This is a genomic window from Kitasatospora sp. NPDC028055 (assembly GCF_040637885.1).
Lineage (GTDB): Bacteria > Actinomycetota > Actinomycetes > Streptomycetales > Streptomycetaceae > Kitasatospora.
The window spans coordinates 1-26,023 of sequence record NZ_JBEZXE010000030.1 but is presented as its reverse complement, the minus strand read 5'-3'; the positions used below and the strand labels follow the sequence as shown (position 1 = coordinate 26,023).

General features: G+C 73.0%; 21 protein-coding genes and 3 pseudogenes. 10 read left to right on the top strand and 14 right to left on the bottom strand.

Translation table 11 applies throughout. The annotated features are described in order from the left end of the window. Positions 1-38 precede the first annotated feature (38 nt). Complete coding sequence (locus AB0F71_RS25865; protein ID WP_360238546.1) at positions 39-506, bottom strand: hypothetical protein; 468 nt, start codon at positions 504-506, stop codon at positions 39-41. Between the two features lie 208 nt (positions 507-714). On the opposite strand from AB0F71_RS25865, the gene AB0F71_RS25860 reads away from it, so the two are divergent. After that, positions 715-1,599 carry a helix-turn-helix domain-containing protein gene (locus tag AB0F71_RS25860; RefSeq protein WP_360238544.1) on the top strand — a complete coding sequence of 295 codons (885 nt, stop codon included), beginning with the start codon at positions 715-717 and terminating at the stop codon, positions 1,597-1,599. Between the two features lie 53 nt (positions 1,600-1,652). Here AB0F71_RS25860 and AB0F71_RS25855 read toward each other — a convergent pair whose 3' ends face one another. The 3 genes from AB0F71_RS25855 to AB0F71_RS25845 all read right to left on the bottom strand — a co-directional run bounded on the left by AB0F71_RS25855 (position 1,653) and on the right by AB0F71_RS25845 (position 3,812). After that, positions 1,653-2,087, bottom strand: a complete 435-nt coding sequence (locus AB0F71_RS25855) for an ML domain-containing protein (protein ID WP_360238542.1) — start codon at positions 2,085-2,087, stop codon at positions 1,653-1,655. A 129-nt stretch (positions 2,088-2,216) separates the two neighbouring features. Continuing rightward, positions 2,217-3,563: a diaminopimelate decarboxylase gene (gene lysA, locus AB0F71_RS25850; RefSeq protein ID WP_360238540.1), complete on the bottom strand. Its 1,347-nt coding sequence runs from the start codon at positions 3,561-3,563 to the stop codon at positions 2,217-2,219. A 54-nt stretch (positions 3,564-3,617) separates the two neighbouring features. Beyond that, a complete protein-coding gene (locus AB0F71_RS25845; protein WP_360238538.1) occupies positions 3,618-3,812 on the bottom strand; it encodes a hypothetical protein in 195 nt (64 codons plus the stop codon). A 363-nt stretch (positions 3,813-4,175) separates the two neighbouring features. Here AB0F71_RS25845 and kdpB point away from each other — a divergent pair, with 363 nt between their 5' ends. Then, on the top strand, positions 4,176-6,419 hold the full coding sequence (kdpB, locus tag AB0F71_RS25840; RefSeq protein ID WP_360238536.1) for a potassium-transporting ATPase subunit KdpB: 2,244 nt from the start codon (positions 4,176-4,178) through the stop codon (positions 6,417-6,419). 172 nt (positions 6,420-6,591) lie between these two features. Further along, positions 6,592-7,125 carry a universal stress protein gene (locus AB0F71_RS25835; RefSeq protein WP_360238534.1) on the top strand — a complete coding sequence of 178 codons (534 nt, stop codon included), beginning with the start codon at positions 6,592-6,594 and terminating at the stop codon, positions 7,123-7,125. Positions 7,126-7,286: 161 nt separating this feature from the next. Here AB0F71_RS25835 and AB0F71_RS25830 read toward each other — a convergent pair whose 3' ends face one another. The 3 genes from AB0F71_RS25830 to AB0F71_RS25820 form a co-directional block, all read right to left on the bottom strand. Beyond that, the gene (locus AB0F71_RS25830) at positions 7,287-8,513 is read right to left on the bottom strand and encodes an alpha/beta hydrolase-fold protein (protein ID WP_360238532.1); all 1,227 of its coding nucleotides are present in this window, start codon (positions 8,511-8,513) and stop codon (positions 7,287-7,289) included. A 66-nt stretch (positions 8,514-8,579) separates the two neighbouring features. After that, the gene (locus tag AB0F71_RS25825) at positions 8,580-11,381 is read right to left on the bottom strand and encodes a molybdopterin-dependent oxidoreductase (protein ID WP_360238530.1); all 2,802 of its coding nucleotides are present in this window, start codon (positions 11,379-11,381) and stop codon (positions 8,580-8,582) included. 97 nt (positions 11,382-11,478) lie between these two features. Beyond that, entirely contained in the window at positions 11,479-12,300 is an 822-nt protein-coding gene (locus AB0F71_RS25820) for an FAD binding domain-containing protein (protein ID WP_360238528.1), read from the bottom strand. A gap of 585 nt (positions 12,301-12,885) precedes the next feature. Here AB0F71_RS25820 and AB0F71_RS25815 point away from each other — a divergent pair. Further along, the gene (locus tag AB0F71_RS25815; RefSeq protein WP_360238526.1) at positions 12,886-13,356 is read left to right on the top strand and encodes a hypothetical protein; all 471 of its coding nucleotides are present in this window, start codon (positions 12,886-12,888) and stop codon (positions 13,354-13,356) included. Positions 13,357-13,439: 83 nt separating this feature from the next. Here AB0F71_RS25815 and AB0F71_RS25810 read toward each other — a convergent pair whose 3' ends face one another. The 4 genes and pseudogenes from AB0F71_RS25810 to AB0F71_RS25795 form a co-directional block, all read right to left on the bottom strand. Further along, entirely contained in the window at positions 13,440-15,437 is a 1,998-nt protein-coding gene (locus AB0F71_RS25810) for an Ig domain-containing protein (protein WP_360238524.1), read from the bottom strand. A gap of 397 nt (positions 15,438-15,834) precedes the next feature. Then, positions 15,835-19,614, bottom strand: coding sequence for an ATP-binding protein (locus AB0F71_RS25805; RefSeq protein ID WP_360238522.1), 3,780 nt, complete (start codon positions 19,612-19,614; stop codon positions 15,835-15,837). A gap of 41 nt (positions 19,615-19,655) precedes the next feature. Further along, positions 19,656-20,111, bottom strand: a complete 456-nt coding sequence (locus AB0F71_RS25800; protein WP_360238520.1) for a hypothetical protein — start codon at positions 20,109-20,111, stop codon at positions 19,656-19,658. A gap of 124 nt (positions 20,112-20,235) precedes the next feature. Then, positions 20,236-20,409, bottom strand: a pseudogene (locus tag AB0F71_RS25795) (MFS transporter); the annotation flags it as partial. 74 nt (positions 20,410-20,483) lie between these two features. Here AB0F71_RS25795 and AB0F71_RS25790 point away from each other — a divergent pair. The 3 genes and pseudogenes from AB0F71_RS25790 to AB0F71_RS25780 form a co-directional block, all read left to right on the top strand. After that, positions 20,484-20,699 (top strand): annotated as a pseudogene (locus tag AB0F71_RS25790) (winged helix-turn-helix domain-containing protein); the annotation flags it as partial. Beyond that, a pseudogene (locus tag AB0F71_RS25785) lies at positions 20,699-20,932 on the top strand (CbiX/SirB N-terminal domain-containing protein); the annotation flags it as partial. The pseudogenes AB0F71_RS25790 and AB0F71_RS25785, both read left to right, overlap by 1 nt. 137 nt (positions 20,933-21,069) lie before the next feature. Beyond that, on the top strand, positions 21,070-21,414 hold the full coding sequence (locus AB0F71_RS25780; RefSeq protein ID WP_360238518.1) for a CbiX/SirB N-terminal domain-containing protein: 345 nt from the start codon (positions 21,070-21,072) through the stop codon (positions 21,412-21,414). A 33-nt stretch (positions 21,415-21,447) separates the two neighbouring features. Here the strand turns inward: AB0F71_RS25780 and AB0F71_RS25775 are convergent, their stop codons facing one another. Continuing rightward, complete coding sequence (locus AB0F71_RS25775; protein ID WP_360238516.1) at positions 21,448-22,347, bottom strand: alpha/beta fold hydrolase; 900 nt, start codon at positions 22,345-22,347, stop codon at positions 21,448-21,450. Between the two features lie 56 nt (positions 22,348-22,403). Here AB0F71_RS25775 and AB0F71_RS25770 point away from each other — a divergent pair, with 56 nt between their 5' ends. Both AB0F71_RS25770 and AB0F71_RS25765 read left to right on the top strand, forming a co-directional pair. Beyond that, positions 22,404-22,985: a TetR family transcriptional regulator gene (locus AB0F71_RS25770; RefSeq protein ID WP_360238514.1), complete on the top strand. Its 582-nt coding sequence runs from the start codon at positions 22,404-22,406 to the stop codon at positions 22,983-22,985. A 123-nt stretch (positions 22,986-23,108) separates the two neighbouring features. Then, positions 23,109-23,627 (top strand): helix-turn-helix transcriptional regulator, encoded by a 519-nt coding sequence (locus AB0F71_RS25765; RefSeq protein ID WP_360238512.1) that lies wholly within the window; start codon positions 23,109-23,111, stop codon positions 23,625-23,627. A gap of 48 nt (positions 23,628-23,675) precedes the next feature. Here AB0F71_RS25765 and AB0F71_RS25760 read toward each other — a convergent pair whose 3' ends face one another. Both AB0F71_RS25760 and AB0F71_RS25755 read right to left on the bottom strand, forming a co-directional pair. Then, complete coding sequence (locus tag AB0F71_RS25760) at positions 23,676-24,278, bottom strand: ATP-dependent Clp protease proteolytic subunit (protein WP_360238510.1); 603 nt, start codon at positions 24,276-24,278, stop codon at positions 23,676-23,678. Between the two features lies 1 nt (position 24,279). Beyond that, complete coding sequence (locus AB0F71_RS25755) at positions 24,280-24,921, bottom strand: ATP-dependent Clp protease proteolytic subunit (RefSeq protein ID WP_360238508.1); 642 nt, start codon at positions 24,919-24,921, stop codon at positions 24,280-24,282. A 523-nt stretch (positions 24,922-25,444) separates the two neighbouring features. On the opposite strand from AB0F71_RS25755, the gene AB0F71_RS25750 reads away from it, so the two are divergent. Then, positions 25,445-25,852 (top strand): hypothetical protein, encoded by a 408-nt coding sequence (locus tag AB0F71_RS25750; protein WP_360238506.1) that lies wholly within the window; start codon positions 25,445-25,447, stop codon positions 25,850-25,852. Positions 25,853-26,023: the final 171 nt, after the last annotated feature.

Genomic DNA, 26,023 nt, shown 5'->3' with positions numbered 1-26,023 from the left:
GCGGGCGCGTGTCGGCTCGGGGCCGTCGGGATCCTGCGTCAGCAGGTGAACCTCGGCGACTGCACCGAGCCCTGGCGGACGTCGTTGTTGGTGATCCAGGTGTCGATCACCAGGGTCCCGCCGAGCGCGCAGTAGAGGTCGTGCCCCATCCACTGCTGCGAGACGTTCACGGTCAGATCGCTGTCGACGGTGTAGAGGACGCTCGGGTAGAAGTCGCTGATGGAGCCGTCCGGGTTGACCCGGGCGACCGCCTGCCAGACGCGCAGCTGGGTGTCCGGCGTCCCGTAGACGGTCACCGACGAGGCCACGCTGTTCTGGTAGTTGTCGGGCCGCGCGCACGGCAGCAACGAGACGCCGTGGCCCACGTACACCGAGTTCGCCTTGATGTCGATGCCCCCGCGGCAGCCGCCGCCTCCGATCGCCTGCGCCGAGGCGCTGCCGGCGGAGCCGGCGACCAGGCCGAGGGTGGCCGCCGCCGCGAGGGCGAGGCTGGTGAGCTTGCGCATGGGTGTGTTTCCTCCGCTGTCGGATTGGCCGTACACCGCCACCCTCGCCGTCGGGGCCCCTCCGGCGACAGCTTTTCGCCGCTGGGCCTCATAGTTGAGAACTCACCCACGGCGGCCCGGTCGCGTGGCACCATCGGCTGTGCTCGAAATCGGCTTCCGGCCGGCCGACCTGGCTCGCGTCCGGTTCGCGGTCTCTCCGCTGGATCACGTGCTGGGCGGCGTGGCCGGCCCGCAGCACCACTGCGCCCGCGACTCGGTGAACCGCGACCGGTGGTGGCGCCGGGTGAAGGGGCATGTCCCGCAGCAGGCCGCGGTTTTCGTCGAGCTGGTCAACGCGAGCCCGCTCGGCGTGCCGATGTTCCTGACCCCTGACCGCACGGGCGCGCGGGCGACCATCGGCGACGAACTCGACGCCCTGCTCGCCCTCCCCGAGGCCGAGGTCCACCAGGAGATGCAGGGCTACGGCACCGGGCCGCACCTCCCCCGCGTCATCGCCGAGTTGCGTGACGACGGCACCCGCCAGTTGCGCCGGATCACCGACGCCGCCTGGGCGCTGTTCCGCAGCTGCCTCGCCGCGGACTGGCCCGACATCCAGCGCGCCCTACGGGCCGACATCGAGCAGCGCTCGCGCGCCGTCGCCGAGACAGGCCTCGGCGCGATGCTGGCGCAGCTCCACCCGGACCTGTCCTGGCACGACGAGGGCCTCCTCCGGTACCCCGGTCCGGAGTGGCAGTTCGCATACGACCTCGGCGGGCGCGGGCTGGAGTTGCGCCCGAACCTCTTCCTCTCCGGCCTCACCGCACCCCTGGGCGACCACCGGTCGTCGGCCCTGCTCTACCCCGGCCGCGAGCACCCGGCCCGTCGCGCGGACGGCCTGGCCCGCCTGATCGGCGCCGCCCGTACCCGGGCCCTCCGGGCGATCGCCCAAGGCGCCTGCACCACGGGCCAGTTGGCGGAGAGCCTCGGCGTCTCCGCGCCGACCGCCTCCGCCCACGCCACCGTGCTGCGCGACGCCGGGGCCATCACCACCGAACGCCGGGGCCGCGAAGTCCGGCACAGCCTCACCGCCCTCGGCCGCGACCTCCTCGGCTGAACACGGTTACGCGGGAAGTCGGCCGGGCCGACTTCCCGCGCGGTCCGTCGGACCTACCGGGTGGGCATGAGGTCGACGTCGAGGTCCAGGGCCGCCAGGTCGTCATCGTCGACGGTGCAGGCGCGGACCTGGAGCTTGAACTTCCCGCGCGGGACGTCCCCGGGGAGGTCGATGACGGCGGTCAGCACCGTGCCGCCCACCGGGACGGGGCCCTTCCCGTCGCTGGTGTCGCAACTCAGCCTCAGGGCCTCCGAGCCGCCTCCGCGCAGCTCCTCGAAGAGGTCGAACCTGCGTTGGAGGAGCTTGACCAGGCCGAGCTTGATGGTCAGGTCGAAGTAGGCGCCGTCCTTGATCTCCCGCTGCACCGTCCCGCCGATCCGGAGCGTGGCGGCGCTCCCCGGCTTCAGCGGATCCGGCGTGACCGAGACGGAGTCGATCCGCAGCGGATCCGACGGCAGACCCTGGTTCGTGTAGCTCCAGCCCGGCATGGCGGACCCCTTCTGTCGCGACGCGCCCCAGCGGCGCGTCGCGACAGTCTTGACCGCGGCCGGCAGTCGTCCCGGACGGAGACACGTCAATCCACCCGAACGGATGAATGAACGGGTGGAGCGAAGGTCTCAGCGCCCCACCTCGCGCAGTCGGAAGTCCTCGACCGTCTCGCGGCGGATCAACAGCCGGGCGCGGCCGTCCTTGACGGCGGCCACGGCGGGGCGGCCGACCAGGTTGTAGCCGGAGGCCATCGAGAGCTGGTAGGCGCCGGCCGCGGGGACGGCGAGCAGGTCGCCGGGGCGCAGGTCGGCGGGCAGGACGGCGTCGCGCACCAGGACGTCCCCGGCCTCGCAGTGGCGGCCGACGACGTCCACCCGGGCCGCACCGGCGTCGGAACGGCGGCCCACCAGGCGGACGCTGTAGGGGGATCCGTACAGGGCGGGGCGCGGGTTGTCGCTCATGCCGCCGTCGACGGCCACGAAGGTGCGGCCGTCCGCCAGGTGCTTGACGGAGAGCACCCGGTAGACGGCCACCGCCGCCGGTCCGACGATGGCGCGACCCGGCTCGACGATCAGCCGGGGCACCTCCAGCCGGGCCTCGGCGCAGCGGACCGCGAGCCGGTCGGTGACCCGGACGGCGAACTCGGCGAGGTCGAACTCGGCTTCCCCCGGCAGGTACTTGATGCCGTGGCCGCCGCCGAGGTCCAGTTCGGCCAGTTCGACGCCGTGCCGCTCCCGCACCTCGGCGAGCAGGCCCACCAGGGCGTCCACGGCCTGGAGGAAGGGTTCCAGCTCGGTGATCTGCGAGCCCAAGTGGCAGTGCAGTCCGGCCAGTTCGAGGCCGGGCTGGTCGAGCACCCGGGCGATGGCGTCGGCCGCGTCGCCGCCCTCGATCGGGAAGCCGAACTTCTGGCCGCCGACGCCGGTCCGCACGGCCGCGTGGTGCCCGGCCGCGATCCCGGGGACGACCCGGACCAGCACCCGCTGCGGGGTGTCGGCGGCGACCAGCGCGGCCAGCCGGGCGATCTCCGCCGGGCCGTCGATCACGATCCGCCCGACCCGCAGCCGCCGGGCCAGCCGCAGTTCCTCCGGGGACTTGGCGTTGCCGTGCAGCAGGATGCGCTGGGCCGGGAAGCCGGCCGAGACGGCCAGCCACAGTTCACCGGAGGAGCAGACGTCCAGGCCGAGGCCCTCCTCGGCGACCCAGTCGGCCATCGCGCTGCACAGGAAGGCCTTGCCCGCGTACAGCACCTCGGCGTGCGGCAGCGCCCGCCGGTAGGCCCGGGCGCGGCCGCGCACCTCGCCCTCGTCCAGGACGTACAACGGGGTGCCGAACCGTTCGGCCGCCTCCGCCAGTCCGACGCCGCCGACCAGCACCTCACCGCCCGGGCCGGGCCGCGCCGAGGCGGGCCAGGGGCCGCCGAGCGCGTCGGCGGGGGCGGGGGTCGGAACCGGCGGGGCGATCAGCTGGGTCATGGCGGCTACTCCTACGGGTGGTCGGGAAGGGCGGCTCGGCTAGGCCGTGCTGGCCTAGTCCTCGTAGTGCACGGCGAAGCGGCAGTGCGCCGGGCGGGTGCGCGCCCGGTCGTCGGCGCTCGGCGCGGGTGAGGGCGGCTCGGGCCGGTCCTGCCGGTCCTGGTGGTCCTGGTGGTCGACGGCGGGCACCAGGCGGATGGTGCGCCCCAGCGGCCGGTCGACGTCGATGACGGCGGTGGCGGTGGTCACGGCGGGCTCCTCGGGTCTGCGGCGGGGGCCGTCGTCCGGCGGCCCGCATCCAGTGGAGACCCTCCGGGCACCGTTCGCACCCGGCCTTGACGCACGGCCTACGCATCGGGGGCGTACCTTGACGACTCCCTGACGTGCCCGGGATTCCCGTCTTCCGAACGGCTGTTCGCGCAGGTCAGGGGCCAGGCGCAGGCCGGGCGCTCACAATGTCAGGGAAGCGTCAAGGACGGCCGCTTCGCCGCCAAGCCTGCGTCAAGGCCCGCATGGCGCGGCGGACTCCGATGGTGGGCTGTGGCCCGTCCCCGTCGCCCCCGAGCACGCCGCCCCGCAGCTTCGGGGCGCCCCGGAAGGTCCCCCGAGACGATGCGCCGTTCGGCCCTCACCCCACCGGACACCACACCCGGCACCACACCCGGCACCACCCCGGGCACCGGCCCGGACACCGGCCCCGGGCGGCAGAACTGGTTCCGCCGCCCGGAGCCCGCCGCACCGCAGCCCGCCGCGCCGGAGCCCCCGCACCCGAGCCACCGCCCGTCGACCGCCAAGGGCCGACGGCAGCTGATCACCCGGCAGCAACTGGCCGAGGCACTGCCCGCCGCCGTACGCAAGCTGCATCCGCGCACCATGCTGCGCAACCCGGTGATGCTCGTGGTCGAGACCGGCTCGGCGCTCACCACCATCAGCGCCGTCATCCACCCGAGCGTCTTCGCCTGGCTGATCTCCTTCTGGCTGTGGCTGACCGTGCTGTTCGCCAACCTCGCCGAGGCCGTGGCCGAGAGCCGGGGCAAGGCCCAGGCCGCCTACCTGCGCCGCGCCCAGGCGGCCACCACCGCCCGACGGCTGCTGCACTGGCGGGTCGGCATCCGCGACCACCGCCACGAGGTGCTCCCCGCCGAGGAGTTGATGCTGCACGACATCGTGCTGGTGCCGGCCGGGGAGGTGATCCCGCAGGACGGCGAGGTGGTCGAGGGCGTCGCCACGGTGGACGAGTCCGCGATCACCGGCGAGTCCGCGCCCGTCATCCGGGAGTCCGGCGGCGACCGCACGGCCGTCACCGGCGGGACGAAGGTGCTCTCCGACCACCTGGTCGTCCGGGTCACCTCGCGCCCCGGGCAGAGCTTCGTGGACCGGATGATCGCCCTGGTCGAGGGCGCGAACCGGCAGAAGACGCCGAACGAGATCGCCCTCAACATCCTGCTGGCCTCGCTCACCATCGTCTTCGTGCTGTCCGTGGTCTCGCTCCAGCCGATGGCCATCTACGCCCACGCCCCGCAGACCACCGTCGTGCTGGTGGCGCTGATGGTCGCGCTGATCCCGACCACCATCGGCGCCCTGCTGTCCGCGATCGGCATCGCCGGAATGGACCGGCTCGTCCAGCGCAACGTGATCGCCCTGTCCGGCCGCGCCGTCGAGGCCGCGGGCGACGTGGACGTGCTGCTGCTCGACAAGACCGGCACCATCACCCACGGCAACCGCCGGGCCGTCGCCCTGCACCCGCTGCCCGGCGCGACCACCGAACAGCTCGCCGAGGCGGCCCAGTTGGCCTCCGTCGCGGACGAGACCCCGGAGGGCCGCTCCCTGGTGGAACTGACGAATCGTCAGTACTGGGTGCCGCCGCGGACCCCCGGCGAACTGGGCGAGCAGCGGCCCGTCCCGTTCACCGCGCACAGCAGGATGAGCGGCGTCGACCTCAGCTGGCCGGACGGCTCCGGCTGCCTGATCCGCAAGGGCGCGGCCGCGGCCGTCGCCCGCTGGGTGGTGGACTCCGGCGGACGGATGCCGATGGAGGCGAAGCCCCTGGTCGACCGGATCGCCGCGGCCGGCGGCACCCCGCTGCTGGTCGCCGTGCACGACCGGCACGGCGCCCGGGCGCTCGGCGTGGTCGAGCTCAAGGACGTGATCAAGGAGGGCATCGCCGAGCGCTTCGCCGAACTGCGCCGGATGGGCATCCGCACCGTCATGGTCACCGGCGACAACCCGCTGACCGCCCGGGCGATCGCCGAGGAGGCCGGGGTGGACGACTTCCTCGCCGAGGCCACCCCCGAGGACAAGCTCGCCCACCTCAAGCGCGAACAGGCCGCCGGGAACATGGTCGCGATGACCGGCGACGGCACCAACGACGCCCCCGCCCTCGCCCAGGCCGACGTCGGTGTCGCGATGAACTCCGGCACCCCGGCCGCCAAGGAGGCCGGCAACATGGTCGACCTCGACTCCAACCCGGCGAAGCTGATCGACATCGTCCGGGTCGGCAAGCAACTCCTCATCACCCGGGGCGCGTTGACCACCTTCTCGATCACCAACGACGTGGCCAAGTTCTTCGCGATCATCCCCGCGATGTTCGCCCACGCCTACCCCGGGCTGCACCACCTCAACATCATGGGCCTGCACAGCCCGCAGTCGGCGATCACCTCCGCGATCATCTTCAACGCGCTGATCATCGTCGCCCTGATCCCGCTCGCCCTGCGCGGCGTGCGCTACCAGCCCGCCTCCGCGACCGACCTGCTCCGGCGCAACCTGCGGGTGTACGGACTGGGCGGGCTGGTGCTGCCGTTCCTCGGCATCAAGGCGATCGACCTGCTGATCGAGTTCGTCCCGGGCCTGGGCTGAACCCCACGGCTGTCAGGAGGCCGTCAAGATGTGTGCGACCGGCGTCATGGCGGTGTCAGCGCCGGGCCGGACGGCACGGTTCCGGGGTTCACTGGAGGCATCCGAAGCAAGGAGCACCTCACCGGCACAACCCGACCGGAGTGCACTACCGGAGAGACGGAGGCGAACCGCCATGACCGGCACCACGACCGACACCACCACCGGCACCATCACCGGCACCACGACCGGCACCACCCGGGTGATCGTCGGCCTGAGCGGATCGCTGAGCAGTCTGGCCGCCCTCTACCACGCCGTCGGGGAGGCGGCCCGGCACGAGGCCGTGCTGGTGCCCGTCGCCGCCTGGACGGTCGGCGACCGGGACGGGCTGCGCCCGCTGTCCGAACTGGAGCACGCCGCCCGCCGGCGGCTGGACGTCGCCTTCGAGCAGGCCTACGGCGGCTACCCGTCCGGCCTGGTGATCCACCCGGTGGTGGTGAACGCCGAACCGGGGCCCGCCCTGGCCGCCGCCGTCAGCGGACCGGACGACCTGCTCGTCCTCGGTGCCGCCACCCGGCGCCGCTTCGACCTGCTGCGCGGCAGCTCCGTCGCCCGGTACTGCCGGCACCGGGCGGGCTGCCGGGTGGTCGAGGTCTCGCCGTCGGCGCTGCTGACCCGGCTGGAGCTGACCGCCCGCACCGGGGCGCCGCTGCCGCTGCTGGCGCGGTAGCGGCCCGGGCGAGGGCCTTCGGGCCCGGCCTGGCCCAGCCCGGCTCGGCCCGGTCGACGAGCCGCTGAGGAACCGCCGACGAACCCGAGGGACCCGAGAACGCCCCGCCGCCCCGGCGCACCCCGCCGGGGCGGCGGGTGCCAGCCGTCCTCTCCACGCCCTCAGGACGGGTCCGGCAGGCGCGCGCTGAGCCAGCCGAGCGCGGGCGGGATCAGCCGGTCCCAGGTGGTGAAGTTGTGCCCGCCGCTGTCGACCGTCTCCTGGGCCACCACCAGCGGGGGACGGGCCGCCGCCGCGAAGGCGCTGGAGTCGGCGTAGGTGCTGCCGTCCTCCTTGCTGTCGGCGAGCAGCACCGACAGCGCGGGCAACGGCAGGTGGGCGAGGCGCCAGTTCAGGTCGGCCTCGTTGCGGCGCTGCTGGCTGCCGCCGAAGAGGTCGCCGGTGGTGATGTCCTCCGCCGCCTTGAAGTAGCCGGAGAGCGAGACCGCCGCCGGGAAGGTGCCCGGGTGCACCATACCGAGCTTGACGGCGCAGTAGCCGCCGGTGGAGTCGCCCATCACGCCCAGGCCGCCCGAACTCCCGCCCCCACTCCCGCCCCCACTCCCGCCCCCGCCCCCGAGCACCCGGTAGCTCGCCCGCAGGTCGGCGGGCACGTCGGTGGTGAAGTAGGTCTGCGCCTGCGGGCCCTTCGGGACGTCCTCGCACTCGCTGTCCCGGGGCATGCTCGGCGAGGGGCGCATCAGCACCAGGACGGTCGGCTTCATGGCGCCCTTGCCGAGCAGGTCGAGTTCGGTGGCCGGGTAGCGGAGCTTGGTGACCAGGTTGGTGGCGTCCCCGGGGAACCCGGTCATCACCAGGACCGCCGGGAAGTGCCGGCCCTCGTTGCCGGGCTGGAAGTACTGGGGCGGCAGGTAGACGTAGCCGTCGGTGCTCAGCCCGGTGGTGCCGCCGGGCAGCCGGACCTTGTCCAGGCGCCCGATCCGGGCCGGGTCGTGGCTGCCCGGGCCAGCGCCGGTGATCTCCGCCGTGCCGAGCACCTGCACCCCGGCCGGCCTGCCACCCGGGGTGCCCGGGGTGGCGGTGGCGCCCGGGGTGCTCGGCGCTCCCGGGGTGCCCGGCGCTCCCGGGGAGGCGCCCTGGATGACGCCGGCGCCGTGCTCTCGCCCCAGCAGGTCGGACCAGCTGCTGTAGAAGACGAAGTAGTCGTTGACGGCGAGCCCGAGCGTGGCGAGCAGCGCCACCTGGGTGACGGCGATGGTGCCGAGCCGCAGGAACATCGCGGGCCAGCTGCGGACGGCGAGCCTGGGCCAGACCCAGAGCGTGCCGAGCACCGTGGCCACCGCGAGCAGCGCGGCCAGCGCCAGCAGTTTGTGACTGGTGAGTCCCATCCGTCCCGGCCTCCCCCACCACTGTGGACCACCGGGCGGGGAACGCGCCCCCGTCACTCGGCCCCATCACTCGGAGTAGTGGCTCCCCCGCCGCTCGGCCAGCGCCTGCCAGACCTGGTCGCGCAGGAACGGCGGGTCGGTGAAGCGGATGCCGGTGGCGTCGCGCAGCGCGTTGGCGAAGGCCGGGGCGACCGGGTTGAACGGGCTCTCGCTCATCGACTTGGCGCCGAGCGGGCCGATCGCGTCCGAGGTGGTGCTGAAGTGCACCTCGGTGCGCGGCACGTCCGCGTACGCCGGGAGCCGGTAGCGGCGGAAGGCCGCGGTGGTGACCTCGCCGTGCTCGTCCAGCAGCACCCGTTCGAACAGGGTCGCGCCGAGCGCCTGGGCGACCCCGCCCTCGACCTGGCCGCGGCACTGCATCGGGTTCATCACCCGCCCGGCGTCGGCGCCGTGCACGCTGCGCAGGATCCGGATCTCCCCGGTGTCCGGGTCGACGGCGATCCGGAACCACTGCGAGTTGAAGGCGATGGAGCGCGGCGAGCCGCCGAAGTGGCCGTCGGCGGCGAGCTCGACGCCCTTGCCCCGGGCGGCCTCGAAGACCTCCTTGAGGGTGATCGTCCGCCCGTGGCACTCGACCGCGTCGGCACCGAGCCGCAGCAGGCTGCGCGGGGTGCGGGCGTACTCGGCGGTGAAGGTGAGGAGGCGCTCGGCGAGGGCGTTGGCGGCCTGCATCACCGCCTTGCCCGCGACCACCGTGCCGGCCGAGCCGAAGGCACCGGTGTCGTGCCGGACCACGTCGGTGTCGGACTGCCGGACGGTGATCCGGTCCACGGTGGTGCCCAGGGCCCCGGCGGCGATCTGCCGGTGCACGGTGGTGGTGCCGTTGCCGAACTCGGCGGTGCCCACGGCGATGTCGTACCCGCCGTCCTCCAGCAGCCGCACCGTGGCGTCGGCGATGTGCCCGCCGGGCGGGCCGCAGGCGATGGCCGCCATCGCGAAGCCCTGGCCCACCAGCCAGCCCTCGGGGGCGAGTTCGGCGCTGGTGTCGTTCGCGAGGGCCTCCCGGACGACGCCGAGGCACTGGTCGAGGCCGTAGCTGGCGATGTGGAGGTCCTCCTCCTCGCCGAGCGGTCCCTCCATGTGCTCGCCGGGGCCGATGATGTTCTTCTCGCGCAGGACGAGCGGGTCGATGCCGAGGCGCCGGGCGAGCTCGTCCATCGCGGACTCCACGGCGAAGGTGACCTGCCCGAGGCCGTAGCCGCGGAAGGCCCCGGCCGGCACGCCGTTGGTGTAGACGGAGTACGCCTCCACCTTCTTGTTCGGCGCCCGGTAGACGCCCATCGACTCACCGACGCTGTGGAACATCACCGCCGGACCGTGGTTGCCGTACGCGCCGGTGTTGGACACCACCCGGAACCGGATCGCCGTCAGGGTGCCGTCCCGCTTGGCGCCGAGCTTGACGGTGATCAGGAACGGGTGCCGGGTGGTGGCGCCGTGGAACTGCTCGGCGCGGGTGAACTCCAGCTTCACCGGCCGGTGCAGCCGCATCGCCGCGAGCACCGCGATGTCCTCGGTGAGCATCTCCTGCTTGCCGCCGAAGCCCCCGCCGACCCGGCCGGCCACCACCCGGACCTTCTCCATCGGCAGGTCGTACAGGGCGCACAGGGCGCGCCGGGTGAGAAAGGGCACCTGGGTGGAGGAACGGACCACGATCCGCTCCTCCCCCGCACCCCCTCCGGCCTCGCCTGCTTCCCCGAGTTGCCCGGCTTCCCCGGGTTGCCCGGCCGGCTCGAAGGTCACGACGCAGCCGTGGGTCTCCAGGCTGGCGTGCTGGACCCGCTGGGTCCGGAAGGTCTCCTCGTACACCACGTCCGCCTCGGCGAACCCCTGTTCCACGCTGCCGAGTTCGCCGTGGGCCTCGCCGCAGACGTTGTTCTCCGGGCGGGCGATCCGGGACTCCGGCCCCTTGGGGTGCAGCACCGGCGCGCCGGGCGCCATCGCCTCCTCCGGGTCGAGCACGTACGGGAGTTGCTGGTACTCGACGACGATCCGGCGGCAGCCCTCCTCGGCGGCCGCCTCGCTGTCCGCGACCACGGCGGCCACCCGCTGGCCGACGAAGCGCACCACGTCGTCCAGCACCCGGGTGTCGTCCGGGTCCTCGGTCGGGTGCTCGTGCCGGGCCGAGGAGTAGAGCCGCTCGGGCGCGTCGTGGTGGGTGAGCACCAGGTGCACGCCGGGCACGCGCAGGGCGGCCGCCGTGTCGATGGCGAGGATCCGGGCGTGCGGGTGCGGGGAGCGCAGCAGCTTCATGTGCAGCAGGCCGGGCACCTCGACGTCGAAGGTGTAGCGGGCGGTGCCGGTGACCACCTGCGGGCCGGCCGGGGCGCCGAGGTTGCGGCCGACGGCGTGGCCGGGGTCGGGCTCCTCGGTGTGGCGGACGCCGTTGATCGCGTCCTCGATCGCCCGGTAGCCCGTGCAGCGGCACAGGTTGCCCTTCAACGAGCGTGGCAGGTCGGTGAGTTGTTCCTCGTCCAGGGCGCTGGTGGTCATCAGGAAGCCGGCCGTGCAGAAGCCGCACTGGAAGCCCTGGGCGTCCAGGAAGCGCTGCTGCATCGGGTGCAGTTCGCCGTCCGGTCCGGCCAGCCCCTCCACCGTGGTGACGGACCGGCCCTCGGCCCGGGCCGCCGGGTAGAGGCAGCTGTGCACCGGGGCGCCGTCGACCTGCACGGTGCAGGCGCCGCAGTCGCCCGCGTCGCAGCCCTTCTTCACGCCGAACCAGCCGCGCTCGCGCAGGTAGGTGCGCAGGCACTGGCCGGGGCGCGGCTCGACCCCGGTGGGGCGGCCGTTGACGTGCATCGCGAAGCTCATCGCGCTGCCTCCTGGGTGGGGGTCTGGAAGCTCGGTACGGAAGCTCGGTACGGGGGCCGGGGCCGGGGGACGGGGGCCACGGCCGGGGCTGCGGGGCTCAGCTCGGGGAACCCAGCTCGCGCCGGATCTGCTCGGCGAAGTGGAAGGTCAGGTGCCGCCGCCAGGCGGGCAGCCCGTGGATGTCGTCGAAGTAGTCCTCCGGCCGGATGCCGTCCCGGATCGCCTCCTCGACGGCCGCCGCACTGGGTGCGGGCGGGAACCAGAACCGGAACGGGCGGACGGTGGAGGCGGTGACGGTGAGGGTCAGCGAGCCGTCCACCGGGTCCAGGGTGCCGACCAGCAGTGCGGCGGAGCGGCCCAGCCCGTACAGCGAGGCCTGGCGGAAGGCCGTGCGGCTCGCCAGCGCGCGGGCCGGCAGGGTGATCGAGCGCAGCAGTTCGCCGGTCCGCAGGTCCTTGCGGCCGGAGCCGGTGACGAACTCCGCCACCGGGACCTTCCGGTACTCGCCGGAGGGGGCGCGCAGCAGGCAGACGCCGTCCAGCGCGGCGGTGAGCGAGATCATCGGGCCGGCCGGCAGGCCGTTGCAGAGGTTGCCGCCGACGGTGGCCGTGTTCCAGATCTTCCAGGAGGCCAGGAAGGCCCGGCAGCACTGCTCGACCAGCGGCGCGGCCGTCCAGTCCGCCTCCTGGCGGCCGTACCGGGAGAGCCGGGCGACGGTGCAGGTCGCGGCGATCTCCAGGCCGCCGTCCGGGGTGCGGGTGAGCGGCTCCCAGCCCATCCGGCCGAGGTCGATCAGGCGGCGGATGTGCGGCTGCGGCTCGGAGAACAGGTACGTCCCGCCGCCGAGCCAGGCGTCGCCGGTCCGCCAGGGGCCGCCGAGCCGGGCGTCCCGCAGTTCGGCCACCGTGTTCAGATCCATGTCGCCCCTCCGTCCTCGGCCGGTTCCGTTCGTTCGGTAGGGCGATTGAAGCCGTCGGCGGGCGGGCGTCACGAGTGGTCCCGGGCACCATTCCGACCGGCCCGCCGCTGGTCGATCCTCCAAGCCGGGCGCGGCCCGTCCGGCCGTGGACCGGAGGGGAGTTGGCCGCTCCGCATGCCAACTTCGTCTGTCAACCTCGACTGTCAACTTCGACAAGCCTGTCGATGTCGGCATGGCCGGGCTATGCTGTCGGCAGGTCCGAAGGTGGACTCCTGTACCCGTCGACGTCCGCACCGCCCTGGCGCGCCCGACCGGAAGGAGGCGAGACACGCGGACCGCACCCCGGTGGGCCCCCGCCCGCGCGGCACCCGCGCCCGGGCCCACTCCCGGCCCCGTACCCGCGGGTCCGCCTCCGGCAGAACTCCCTTCCAGGGATGAACTGCTGACGCGGCGTCAACTCCGTGCGCAGTCCTTCACCACCTGGCCGTCCGGGCGTACCCCGAGCCGCTCGCCACCGTTGTACGGAAGGTGATCCGCCGCGCCCGCCCCCGCCCTCCGCACCCCCCGCCGAGGAAGAGGTACCCCATGACGACGTCCAGGCTCCTCCCGGACCCCCGTGAGGCGGCCGTCCTGGCCGCCGTCCTCGGGCTGCTCGTCCTGGAGGAGATCGCCCTCGGCCTCGCCGAGGAGGAGGACCGCCCCGTCATCGGCGGCATCCTGATCGGCGCCTCCTGTTCCGGCCTGCTGGTCGTCGGCGCGGTCCTGTTCAGCCGCTGGCTCGAAGCCCGCCGTCCGCTCCCGCTGCCCCCGCCCGGCCCCAACGGGCGCGAGTACAGCGCCCGGGCGCTCGAAGGCTTCCCGATGGAGGCCGTCCGCCCACTCCTGCTCGCCGAACACGCCCCGCAGCTCGGCCAGTTGTACTCCGCCTGGATGCTCGCCCGGGCCGGCCGCACCGCCCCCTGGATCGCCCGCCGGCTGGCCCTGCCGGTCGAGGCCGTCCAGTTGCTGGTCGACGCCGCCCGCCCCCACACCGAACCACCGCTGCCGGGGGCGTGAGAGCCGGAGGCAGCGGCGGCGTGGTAGCGGCGAAGCCCCGGCACCGCAACACGCGGTACCGGGGCGGACGTTCGGGTACGGGATCAGCTCTCCCGGCCCGAGGCGTCGTCGACCAGGAACGCCGTGGTCGGGCTCGTCCCGGCCTCGTGGGAGACCAGCTTGAGACCGATGGTGGTCCCCCAGCCGACCTGGCCGATCACCGAGGAGAGGTCCACCGACTGGTACTGGTAGCCGTTGGTCGGGTTCCGGCTGCTCCAGGTCTTCACCGTGCCGAGCGGCTGGCCGGTGTACTGGTCGACCGCCACCAGCGACAGGGTGTCGGGCGCGGCGGCGGAGGTGTTGCTCGACTCCACGTCCAGCCAGAACGAGAAGCTCGCCTGTCCGTAGCCCGGGTAGGTGTTCAGGTAGGTGGTGATGGAGTCGTCCGTCCCGGTGTTCTGGCCCAGCCAGGCGTACCAGGAGCCGGAGTGCGGCGCGTGCAGGCTGGACGGGGTGATGATGTTGTACCCCGACGGGCTCCACGCGTCCGTCATCACGGTGTGGTTGACGTCGGCCGAGCCGTTCTCGAACCCGGCGTCGGTGAGCTGCTCGATCGAGCCGCAGCCGGAACCGCCGGCGGCGCTGATGTTCTCCCAGAAGCCGGTGGACGCCGCCTTGCCCGCCGCGTCCGTCGCCGTCACGTCGATCCGCTGGTAGCCGTTGGTCGCGGCGGCGGTGCCGGCGATCACCCCGCTGTGCGGGTCGATGGCCAGCCCCCGCGGCAGCCCGGTCGCGCTGTAGGTGAGGGCCGAGCCGGTGCCGGAGACGCCCACCGCCGGGATGGACAGCGGCTGGCCGGCCCTGTCCGTACGGTCGCACATGGTGCTCACCGAGACCGGCGGGGAGGCCACGATCGGGTCCGAGGCCATGCACAGGTGGTCGGTGTTGGACCACAGCGTCTGCAACGGGAAGCTGCCGGTCGCCAGGTCCTCGAAGAACAGCCCGCCGTTGGCGCCCTTCGGGATCCAGGCGCACTTGTCACCGATCTCCTGACCGGTGGCGTCCGTCCAGCCGCCCGGGGTGTTCGGGTCGCTCACCGTCTCCGCGTACTCGTGGCCGCCGATGATCCCGTAGCCGTCCAGCCGGCCCCGCGGGGTGTTCTCGCCGAACCAGTTGGTGCCGCAGCCGGCCACGTCCGTCAGGTACGGCATGTTGGTGTAGGCGAGTTGGCCGTACGGGGAGCGCTGGAAGTCGTGCCAGGCGCAGTAGCCCAGCTCCTTCCACTTGTCCGGGTCGGTGCCCTGCGGCGAGTCGATGACGTACTGCACGTTGCGGTTCTGCGCCTCGGTCAGGTTGCCGAAGTGTTTGGCCGCGGCCAGCGCCTCCGCCCCGAGCTGCGGCTCGGTCGCCGCCTGCGGAGCGGGCGCGGCGTTGTCCACCCAGACGCCCGCCAGCACGCTGCCCTGCTGCGGGTACGGGATGTGCGCGGCCCCGGCCGGGCACTGCACGGAGCCGGCGGCGATGCCCTCGCAGTACTGGGTCAGCACGGCGCTCCAGCCGTCGCCCTGGCTGCCCAGGCCCTTGAAGAAGTCCTGCTGGTAGGGCGCGGCCTGGTCCGGGTCGCCGGTCACCACGGTGTCGCCGGTCGCGTTCGTCGACGGGGTGCCCCACTGGGAACCCCACAGCACCAGGTACACCTTGGGCGCGCCGATCACCACACCGGTCGACTCCTGGCCGCCCTTGTAGGTGACCTGGAGGTCGTACTCGTTGGCGACGCTGCCGTCGCCGTCCTTGCCGCCGGTGCCCGGGTCGGCGCCGTCCACCAGCTGCGGCGCCTTCGTCGTGGTGCCCACCGGGCCGGCCTTCGCGGCCCCGACCCGACGCGGGCCGGACTTCTTCGGGGCGACGGCCTTGTCCGCCCTCGGGGTGCCGGGCTGGGCGACGACGGTGGCGGCCTGCGGCGCATGGGAGTCGGCCATCGCGGACAGCGGACTGCTGAGCGCGGCACCGGCCAGGGCGGCGGCGAGCGCCACCAGGGCGGTCCGCGGGGCGCGGACCGGGCGGCGGGCGCCGCTGGGCGTGCGGGATCGGAATCTGAACACGGGTCGGGTTCCGTCTCTCGAGACGTGGGGGGGGAGGGCGGGACGCACACGCGGTCCGGGCGGACGGGGAACCGGGCCTCACTCCGGGCCGAGCGCTGTGCAATGCGCCATATGATATTTCACTGATGGTCGCGCACAAGGTCCCCCACCCGGGGCCCGGCAGCGACACCCCCGGGGGCCGAACAGACCCGCACCACACCCCACCAGGGCCGATCACCCCACGACCACCCCCCTGGCAACTCCCCCGGCGGGCGCGGATTTTAACTCCCCCTTACCAGGCCCCGCCAGGACCTTGGCATTCCTCAGACCCGCCGCCCCGCATGCGCCGGCGCATACCCCACATACTCCGGCGCGGCAGCGGCCAGCACGCAGCCCTGCTCAGGGGTGGACTCGGCCGCTACGAGGACTCCGCCATCGGCACCCGGGCCAGCGCAGCACGGACAGTCTCGGCGAGATCGGGGATGTCGACGCCCCACTCCTGCAGCCAGGCATGGATCTGCCAGGCGGGCGTGCGCAGCTGCTGCGCCGCTCGGATCAGCGCATCCAGCGACGTGTCGGAATCGCCCGTCCTCGCGAAAACACGGACCAGTTCCTGCGCATAAGTCGGGGCCAGCCCCGCCGGAAGGGCCTCACAGGACACCGGAATGCCGCGGGACTTGAGATGGCGAGCGAGTTCCTCGGGATCCCGACCGAGCACGGGTGCCGCTTGAATCAGGCTGGTGAACGGCACCACCTGCGCTGTGGTGATCTCCGCCCAATCGATCGCTCCGTAGTTCGTGAACAGCCGGAGGTCCATCGGCGCGAGCACGTCCGGCACCGACAGGGTGCACTCGAAGCCGTACGCCCGGTACCGATCGACCACCTCCCGAAAGGTGAACGCGTCGTGTTCCACCAGGTCGAAGATGTGCCGATAAGGCACACCGTTCTCGGGTCGAATCCGGTCGGAATTCCATCGTTCGAACAGGGCTGCGTCCTCGGCCCGGGCGTCCCCGGGCAACTCATCGACGGTGAAACCCAGGTCCGTCAGCCGCGACACCACCTCTCCGACCGTGCACGCTCCCTGCCCCGCCGCTCGCAGGACCCACCCGACCGGCACCGCGTCCGAGCGCTTGAGCCAGTCGCCGGAACCGTCCAGGCGGCAGCTGAGGAACCTGACATCCTCCTCTGAGGGAAAGTCCGGGAGTCCCGTCGGATCGGTACCGATCCTGTGTCGTGCGAAAGCTGCGCAAACCTCAGGGACGGGCATCCCCAGCGCTCGGCTCGCCCGAGCCAAGTGGCCAGGTGGAATTGACCCGTCGGCCTCGAACGCCACGTCGCTCAACCGGGACAGCCTGACCCATTCCGGATAGTCCACGTCCTCGAACGGGGTATAACTCGGCCAGGGCAAACTGATCCCGGCGCGGAACACCGGATCGGCCTGCAACTCCTCAGGAATCACCTTCGATGCCGAGGCTGCCGTCCGGAACCGGTCGGCGGCAGCGGCGCTCTCCCACGTGACGCTACCGGGCGCGCGCTGACACTCGTCCCGACCTGCCAATCCGAGCCGGCGGGCTCGCAACTCTGCTTCCTCGACCGTCATACCGAGCTTGGCCGCCGCCCGCGAGAGCAACGCGTCGGTCAGGTAGGACCTCCAGTTGAGCCGCACACCGTGGGACTCGAACGGGGCAAGGACGACCAGATCGCTGGGCATCGCCACCCGCACGTCAACGGCGGCCGGAAATTCCTCGCAGAGATCTCCGAAGTGTGTCCGCAGCTCCGGCCAGTCGTGGGCCAGTAGCCTCCAGAGCAACACGTAGTCCGGGATGTCCCTCCGCTCGCCCAGGCGACCACCCACACCCACCTGCACGAGGAAGTCAAGGTCGGCCGGAAAGCATCCGGTCCGCCTGAGATCGAACGTCAACTCGTTCCACCGCCGGACACATCCCTGCCGTACGGCCTCCATGACCACCAGATCGGCGACCTGGGCGCACTCGTCCGTGACCCGGCCGATCCAGTCGATCTCGAACAGCCCCGAATCGGAGCACACGAGAACCCCTGCGGCTCCGGCCAGCAGTTCGGCAACCGTCCCGGACACGTCGTCGATGACTCGGCGTCGATCCACCGAGAGCTTCCTCGGCGCGAAGCGGCCGGACAGGTTCACCACCGCACCGAAGAGACCGCGGCTCTTGGCCGTCAGAACCCCGCGGGATACCTCCGGCTCGACGACCAGCCCGTCCACGAGCACGGCCCCGCCCCGCCCGCACCAGACCACCTGCGCACCGTCCGGGGCATCCTGCCACGGAACCAGGGGTCCGGCCGCATCGAGCCCGAAAGCCTCCCGCTCCGGACGCACCCGGGGCCCGAGCACGCCCGCTTCCCAAGCGGCCTCGCGCTCTCCGTGGGCGACGGTCGTGGGGAACTCCGCGATGCCCAGGAGGCGTTCTAGGACGTCCAGGACGGACCACGACTCGGCTAGCTCGATGTCATCCCTCAAGTACATGCGGACGGTGGTGCCGGGTGTGCGTCCCTGCGCCGACCGTTCGGCGATGCGGAAGAGGTGGCTTGGGCCGTAGATGGAAACGTCGAGGAGCGGGCCGAGGCGGCCGGTGGCGTCCATGCGGCAGGTGGTGACCTGGATCTCGTCGGCGAGCATGAAGTAGCTCAACACACCAATGCCGAAACGGCTGTTGGGGTAGAGCTCGACGGGTGGGTCGGCCTTCCGCCACTCCGCCCGTTCGAGTTTGAAGTCGAGTTGCTCGGCGAATCGCGCCCCCGCGTTGGAGAAGACTCCCCGCAGCTCCGCCTCTCCCATCCCCACCCCGTTGTCCTGGCACTCCAGGTAGGCCCGGCCGTTCTCGTCGACGCCCTGGCGGAACTCGATGCGACCTTCGTAGGTGTAGGTCGCCAACGGGTTGGTGCGGTCCAGAAACTGCGTGCGGGCGCGGCGGTAGCGGCAGGCGTCCAGGGCGTTCTGGTAGAGCTCCCGAACGGCCAGGTCCCGGTCGCGGTAGAGCTCGACGCCCATCAGCAGGCTGCGCACCCGTCGTTCGTCGAGGCGGAATCTCGCCCAGCCGGTGAAGGCGCCGCTCGCCGGGGCGGCTTCGTCGGAGGTGAGGCGGGTGGGTAGGGGGTGGTCCTTGAGAACCCGGCGGACGGTGTGGAGCAACTCGTCGGCCCGGGCGGTGTATTCGCGCAGGCCTTCGACCACGGCCTCGTGGTGGCACTCGGCCCGTAGGACGGGCAGGTCGTAGGAGCCACCCCACACTGCCTCGTCGAGGGTGCGGCGCAGCTCCCCGAGGTCGACCTCGTGCGGGATGCCCAGGTGTTCGGCAACGATCTCGGGCAGCGCCGTCATCTCGATGGCGGTGCCGTACGCCAGGGCCAGCAGCAGCGCCAACCTGGGCTCGCGGACGTGCTGTTCGCCCGGAGCCCTCAGGTGGTCGTCCTCGCGCAGGCCGGCGAGGTAGTCGCGGTTGCCGACGTCGGGACCTCGGCGGAGACCGTGCAGAAAGGCGCAGACGCGCTTCAAGGAGAAGGTCTCACCGAGCTGCTCGGCGAACATCGGCAGCTCGTCGAGGAGCGTACGGACGCCGTCCGGGTCGGCAAGGTCCTCGTGTTGGTCGAGCCAGCGGTGGAAGAGCCACCAGCTGAGAGGGGACGCGGCGCCCCGGCGGGCACGGTGCACGAGCAGGTCGTGGGATTCGATGAACTGCTCGTAGGCCGCCCGGTCCGCGTCGGGTTCGGCGCACGGCTGGAGGTCGGTCGGGCGGACGGCGGCCCGCGCGGCGGCGAGCTGCAGGGAGCGGACCCGGTACAGGAACGGCACCACGACCAGCAGTGCCGCCTCGGCCGGGTACAGGTCCAGGGACTCGTCGCCGAGCAGCCAGCCGAGCCGTTCGGCGAAACGGACGGCGATGCCCGGGTCCTGCCAGGGGTCGTCGGCGAGCACCGTCCCGTCGCGCAGTCGGGCCAGCTCCCGTACCGCGTCCAGGGCGACGCGCCGGTACGGTTCCGCGTCGCGGTCGGGCCTGACGTGTCGCCAGGCCCGGGACTGCGCCGCGCACCGTACCCACGGGTCGTCGGCGTCCGTGGGGCCGAGCGGCGCCGCGCCCAGGTACAGGTTCTGGATGGTGTCGGCCTGCACGGCCGACCCGCCGACGACGACGCCGCTCATCGAGTTCGACGTTTCGCTGACCACTCGTGCCCTCCCTCACGTGCAGGGCAACGAGCGTAGGGCAATCAGCCGACGGCGAGTTTCACCCGGCGGGAGTCGGCGGCGGCGGACGGGGTGGAGCCGATGTTGGAGACGGTGGCGATGAGGACGGCGTCCGCACCGGGGATCCAGTTGACGGTCTTGGACTGGACGAGCAGTTGCCGCTGCTGGACGGTGCCGTCGCAGACGATGTCGGCCTCCGGGGTGCGGCTGGAGCCGAAGGCCTTGGAGGAGGAGTCCTCCGGGTCCTGCTGTTCGACCGAGACGGTGAGCGAGCGGGCCTCGTCGGCGACCGAGCACAGGTAGCTGACGTCGACCCGGGCCCGGCTGGGGATCTTCGGGTCGATCACGACGTCACCGAGGGTGACGGAGGTCGTGGCCGCGTCCTCGGCCGGGGCCGCCACCGGAGCGGAGGCCTGGGCCGGGGCGGCGAGGCCGACGAGGGCCGAGGTCAGTACCGTCAGGACGATCCACCGCTGCACTGCAACCTCCGGGGGTGTGGGGCGTGGTTCGGCCGACGCTAACCGCCGGTCAGCGGGTCCGCGCGCCGGGTCGTCCGATCGTCGTACGAACGACCCGGCGGCGGCGCGGACCCGCCCCGGCCCCTCACCGCCGCCGCAGCCACACCGCCCAGGTCAGCGCCGAGCACAGCAGGTACGCCACCAGGAAGCCGAGGTATGCGGCGTCCCCGTTGTGGCTGCTCAGGAAGGATTGCCGGAAGGCCAGGTTCACCAGCACCCCGCCGAAGGCCCCGACCGCGCCCGCCAGGCCGATCAGCGCCGCCGTCCGGCCATCGAGGAGGCGAAGTTGCCGCCGCCGACGCCGGCCGCGCAGGCGACGGCGAGAGCCACTGGCTCAGCCCGCGCGGCGCCGCCGTGCTCCGGACCCTGGCCGAACGCCCCGGCCGGGTGCTTAGCCGCGCCGAACTGCTGCGCGCCGCCTGGCCGGACGCGGCCGCCGACGAGCACGCCGTCGCGGCGGCGGTCGGCCGGCTGCGGGCCGCGCTCGGGCCGCACGCCGCCCTGATCCGCATCGTCCCCAAGCGGGGCTACCGGCTGGCGGCGGGCTGATGCCACCGGTGCTGCTCGCGGTCGGGCACGGCAGCCGCGACCGGGCGGCCGCCGCCTCGACCTGCGCCCTGCTGCGCCTGGTCCGCTTGCTCAGGCCCGAACTGACCGTCCACTGCTGCTTCCTGGACCTCGCCCGCCCCTCGCCCGCCGAGGCGCTGTCCCGGCTGCGCGGCACGGAGACCGTCCTGGTCCCGCTGCTGCTCGGCACCGGCTACCACGTCCGGGTCGACCTCCCGGAGGCGCTCGCCGCCGCCCGCCTCCCCCGCGCCCGGCTCGCCCCGGCCCTCGGCCCCACCCGCTGCTCGCCGAGGCCATCGCCGACCGCCTCGCCGACCGCCTCGCCGAGGGCGGCGCCCCGCCCGGGGCCCCCGTGGTCCTGGCCGGGGCCGGCTCCTCCGACCCCGCCGCCCTCGCCGACACCGAGCGGATGGCCGGGCTGCTCGCCGGCCGCCTCGGCCGCCCGGTCACCCCCGCGTACCTGTCCGCCGCCACCCCCACGCCACAGCAGGCCGTCGCCGCCCTCCGCGCCGCCGGCCACCCCGGGGTCGCGCTGGCCGGCTACCTGCTCTCGCCCGGCTTCTTCGCCCGCCGCGCGGCCACCACGGCGGCCGCCTGGACGACCGCCCCGCTCGGCACCCACCCGGCCGTCGCCCGGCTGGTGCTGCACCGCTACGACGAAGCGCGTGCGGCGACGGCGCTGTCACGCGCGGCTTGAGACCGGCGACGCGGCAGCGGGCGGCCCCTGCAGCTACTCCGCGACCGGCTCCGGGGCGGCTCCGACGAAGGCCAGCAAACGCTCGTTGACCGCCTCGGGCTGCTCCAAGTTGAGCCCGTGGCCCGCCCGTTCGAGGATCTCCGCCCGCACGCCCGGGATCAGCGCCGTCACCCGCTCCACCACCTGGCGCGGCCGCAGCAGCGCACTGCGCCGGCCCACCAGCACCAGCACGGGCAGCCCGATCGACTCCAACTCCCCGTCCGTGAACGGCCGGGCCGGCGGGCGGCTGCCCGGCTTGTAGCTGCGCATCGCGAGCATCAGCGGGGCGATCATCTCGCGCGGCGCGCTGAGCGCCGGGTTCGCCAGCAGCCGCCCGACCGCGGGGCGCAGCGGCCGCGGCGCGAGCATGCCGAACAGCCCGCCGATCATGTGGGCGTAGAACCGCGCGGGGACCTTCTCGATGCCGCCCGGGTCCAGCGAGGCGACGGAGGCGAGCCGCTCGGGCGCGTGGATCGCCTGGTTGAGCGCCAACCAGCCGCCGTACGAGACCCCCATCAGGTGCACCCGCGCCAGCCCGAGCCCCGCCAGCACCTCCCCCAGCCATTCCGCGTTCTCCGCCGACCCGGGCGCGACGGCGCGCTGCACGCTGCGGCCGGGGTCGTCCAGGGTGTCGACGGCGTACACCGGGTGGTGCGCGCCCAGTGCCGCGATCTGCGGGTACCAGTTGGCCGGGTGCCCGGCGTGGCCGTGCAGCAGCACGATCGGTTCGCCGGTCCGCGCGCCGTAGCGGTGGACGTGCACGCTGCCGTACCCGGTCTCGACGTCGAACTCCTGCCGCGGGCCGGGCCACAGCTCCATCGCCCGGTCGTACGCCTCGAGGAACTTCGCCTTCGCCGCCTCACTGGTGAAGTGCCCGACGCTCGTCCTGGTCATGATCCCTCCCGGTTTGGTGGTATGGTTGTACCACAAAAACATCCGGAAGGAACCCGATGCCAAAGCTGGTGGACCACGAGGAGCGACGGGCCCACATCATCGACGCCCTGCTCCGCTCGGCGGCGAGCAGCGGCCTCCACTCCGTCACCATGCGCTCCGTGGCGACCGAGGCCGGCGTCTCCGTGCGGCTGGTCCAGTACTACTTCGACACCAAGGAGCAGCTGCTGCTCGCCGCCATGACCCGCCTCGCCACCCGGATGGGCGAGCGCGTCCAGCACCGCGTCCGCGCCGGCGGCGCGGGAACCGACCCGCGCGCCGTCATCGAGGCGGTGCTGCTCGAAGCCGTCCCCACCGACGAGGAGAGCCGCGCGTTCCACCTCATCTACACCGAGTACGCCGTCCTCTCCGTCACCGACCCGGCCCTCGGCGGACAGCCCTTCCTCGCCGCCCCCGACAAGATGGAGGCCTTCCTCACCGCCCAGCTCACCGCCGCCGGAGCGGCCGACCCGCGCCAGGAGGCCGTCGTCCTGCTGGCGGTCTCGGCCGGCCTCGGCCTCAGCGTGCTGCTCGACCAGCGGACGGCGGAGGACGCCACCGCCGTCCTCCGCTACCACCTCGGCCGGGTCCTCCCCGGCTGACGCACGCCCTGGTCCCACCCGGCTCCGCCCGACTCCGCCGGCTTCCCCCGGGCTCCACCCGGCTTCACCCAGGGCAGAATGCCGCCCCCTTCCCCCCGCGCCCGGGATCCCTAGGCTGGAGGGGTGAGCACTCATGCGCCGAACGAAGCCCGCGTCATCCCGCTGCGCCCACCGGCCACGCCGCCCGGCCGCGGTGAGTCCAGCCACCGCGAGTCCAGCCACCGCGAGCCCAGTCGCGGTGAGTCCAACCGCGGCGAGTCCGGCCGCGCCGCCCGGCCGGAGCACACCCCGCAGCGGCCCGCGCCGAAGGAGCCCCTGTGGCGCGACCTCGTCGGCGACGCACTGCGGCGCGAACGGATCGCCCAGGAGCGGACGTTGAAGGACGTCGCGGAGGCGGCCCGGATCTCGATGCCGTACCTGTCGGAGCTGGAGCGCGGACGCAAGGAGGCCTCCTCCGAGGTGCTCGCCGCCGCCGCCAAGGCCCTGGGGCTCGGCCTCGGCGACCTGCTCTCGCTGGCCCAGGACGAACTGGTCCGGCACACCCGGAGCCGGGTCGGCCACGACCGGGTGAGCCACGCCCGGGTGAACCAGGGCCGCACCGCGCCCACGGCGCAGTACGACGGGCTCTGCATGGCGGCCTGACCGCACCGGCGGCCGGTACTCCCCCGTAGTACCGGCCGCCGACCGGGCTCAGTTGAACGCGAGTCGCCGGCTCAGCACCTCGTCCGCCAGCCCGTACGCGACCGCCTCCTCCGCACTGAGCACCTTGTCCCGGTCCATGTCCGCCCGCAGCGTCGCCACCTCGTGCCCGGTGTGCCGGGACAGCACCTCCTCCACCTGCGCGCGGATGCGCACCATCTCCTTGGCCGCGAGGCTGAGGTCCGAGACCGTCCCGCGCTGCCCGCCGCTGGCCGGCTGGCCGAGCAGCACCCGCGCGTGCTGGAGCACGAACCGCCGCCCGGGATCCCCGCCGGCCAGCAGCACCGCCGCCGTCGACGCCGCCTGCCCGACGCAGAACGTGGAGATCGGCGCCTGCACGAAGGTCATCGTGTCGTAGATCGCCATCAGCGAAGTGAACGACCCCCCGGGCGAGTTGAGGTAGATCGAGATCTCGCGCTCCGGGTTCTCCGACTCCAGGTGCAGGAGCTGCGCGATGACCACGTTCGCGACCCCGTCGTCGATCTCGGTGCCGAGGAAGATGATCCGCTCGTTCAGCAGCCGGCTGAACACGTCGTAGGACCGCTCACCCTGCGCGGTCCGCTCGATCACGTACGGAACCGTGTACGACCCCATGTCACAACCCCATCCGTCGGCGGGACGAGGCCGGGCGGATGTCGGCGACCGACTCCACCACCCGGTCCACGAGCCCGTACTCCTTGGCCTGTTCGGCCGTGAACCAGCGGTCCCGGTCACCGTCCCGGGCGATGGTCTCCACGCTCTGCCCGGTGTGCTCGGCGGTGATCTGCTCGATGGTGCGCTTGGTGTACTGCAGGTTCTCCGCCTGGATCTCGATGTCCGCGGTCGTACCGCCGATGCCCGCCGACGGCTGGTGCATCATGATCCGCGCGTTCGGCAGCACGAAGCGCTTGCCGCGCGCCCCCGTGGTGAGCAGGAACTGCCCCATGCTCGCCGCGAACCCCATCGCCAGCGTCGAGACGTCGTTGGGGATCAGTCGCATGGTGTCGTAGACGGCCAGCCCGGCCGACACCGACCCGCCGGGGCTGTTGATGTACAGGCCGATGTCGCTGCGCGGGTCCTCCGCCGACAGCAACAGCAGCTGGGCGCACACCCGGTTCGCCGACACGTCGTCGACCTGGGTGCCGAGCAACACGATGCGCTGGGCGAGCAGTTGGGCGGCGAGGTGGTCGTCGAAGGGGCCGGGCCGGGTATCACCGTCCTCCGCGCGGGGCGCGAGCACGGTGGCGAATGGAGTCATCTGGTCCTCCTGGTCGAGGCGGAGCTGCCGTCCCCTCCACTCTCACCCCCGAACCGGCCCCGGACGCCTCCTCTCTGCCCGCCGCAGATTCGCCGACGGCAGAGCCAGCCCCCACGGCCCGGGTCAGCTGCGGGACACCTCCGTGGGGCCGTCGACGTTCACGAGTCGTCCCGTTCGCCTGCGGTGCCCACCACCCGCTCGTTAGCGTGAGAACCAAGACCGCCACCGGACTTGGGGAGGACTCGGGGTGGGTGGATACATATCGGAGCCGGAGCGGCTCCCGTAGCGGCGGGGAGGAGCACCGAGGTGCCAGGCGTGGGCCGGGTGACCGACGCCGACATCCAGCGGCTCCACCGAACCGGTTTGGCCAGGGAGTTCGACATGGGGGGCGCCGGCAATGCCAGGACCAGGAGGCTCTGATGTGGCGTCCGGAGGTGTCGATGGCCGACCGTGGAGGCGTCGGCTCCTGGGCGGCCTTCTCGGGTTGTGCGTGCTGATTACCCTGGGGTGTGTCTGGTGGGGGGTGGCCGAGTTCCGTCGGAGCCTCGATCCGACTCTGACCGACGCCGACCGCGCGGAGCAGCTCGCAGGTCTGTACTACGAGCAGCATCCCAGCAAGGGGCGGTACTACGTCCCGGCGGACGCTGTGCTGTCCCGGAGCGCCGACGGGAAGCCTGTCGCCTACCTGCACTATGCGATCGGTGGCGGCGACTCCGCCACCATCGACGACTTCCTCGACACATACGACCTGCCGCAGCCCGGTGCCTCTGGACGGCTGCCGGAGGACCTCAAGGCCGCGCTGCCGGGCGAGGAGCCGGCCGAGGGGGTGCTGCTGCCGGAGGGGCGGGCCGGGCGGCAGGTCTTCTTGGTGGCCCACCCCTCCGAGCATCACGGCGCGGCCGACGTGTACGTGCGGGCCACGGGGGCCTGACGGGCGCTGCACGGCGACGAAGCGCGGGCCCGCGTCCGAGGTGACGCGGGCCCGCCCTTCTCATGACTGCTGCGCAGGAAGTCGGTCCGGCGACTCTGCTGGCGAAGTCGGTTGGGGTGGTTGTGGGACAGTAAGTGCCTGTTGATTTGGGTGGGTTGGCTGACTGTGGGG

Excerpts from the sequence above, each read along its gene's own strand:
- AB0F71_RS25865 (WP_360238546.1), bottom strand. The coding sequence starts at position 506 with ATGCGCAAGCTCACCAGCCTCGCCCTCGCGGCGGCGGCCACCCTCGGC.
- AB0F71_RS25855 (WP_360238542.1), bottom strand. The coding sequence starts at position 2,087 with ATGCCGGGCTGGAGCTACACGAACCAGGGTCTGCCGTCGGATCCGCTG.
- lysA (WP_360238540.1), bottom strand. The coding sequence starts at position 3,563 with ATGACCCAGCTGATCGCCCCGCCGGTTCCGACCCCCGCCCCCGCCGAC.
- kdpB (WP_360238536.1), top strand. The coding sequence starts at position 4,176 with ATGCGCCGTTCGGCCCTCACCCCACCGGACACCACACCCGGCACCACA.
- AB0F71_RS25835 (WP_360238534.1), top strand. The coding sequence starts at position 6,592 with ATGACCGGCACCACGACCGACACCACCACCGGCACCATCACCGGCACC.
- AB0F71_RS25830 (WP_360238532.1), bottom strand. The coding sequence starts at position 8,513 with ATGGGACTCACCAGTCACAAACTGCTGGCGCTGGCCGCGCTGCTCGCG.
- AB0F71_RS25825 (WP_360238530.1), bottom strand. The coding sequence starts at position 11,381 with ATGAGCTTCGCGATGCACGTCAACGGCCGCCCCACCGGGGTCGAGCCG.
- AB0F71_RS25820 (WP_360238528.1), bottom strand. The coding sequence starts at position 12,300 with ATGGATCTGAACACGGTGGCCGAACTGCGGGACGCCCGGCTCGGCGGC.
- AB0F71_RS25815 (WP_360238526.1), top strand. The coding sequence starts at position 12,886 with ATGACGACGTCCAGGCTCCTCCCGGACCCCCGTGAGGCGGCCGTCCTG.
- AB0F71_RS25775 (WP_360238516.1), bottom strand. The coding sequence starts at position 22,347 with ATGACCAGGACGAGCGTCGGGCACTTCACCAGTGAGGCGGCGAAGGCG.
- AB0F71_RS25770 (WP_360238514.1), top strand. The coding sequence starts at position 22,404 with ATGCCAAAGCTGGTGGACCACGAGGAGCGACGGGCCCACATCATCGAC.
- AB0F71_RS25760 (WP_360238510.1), bottom strand. The coding sequence starts at position 24,278 with ATGGGGTCGTACACGGTTCCGTACGTGATCGAGCGGACCGCGCAGGGT.
- AB0F71_RS25755 (WP_360238508.1), bottom strand. The coding sequence starts at position 24,921 with ATGACTCCATTCGCCACCGTGCTCGCGCCCCGCGCGGAGGACGGTGAT.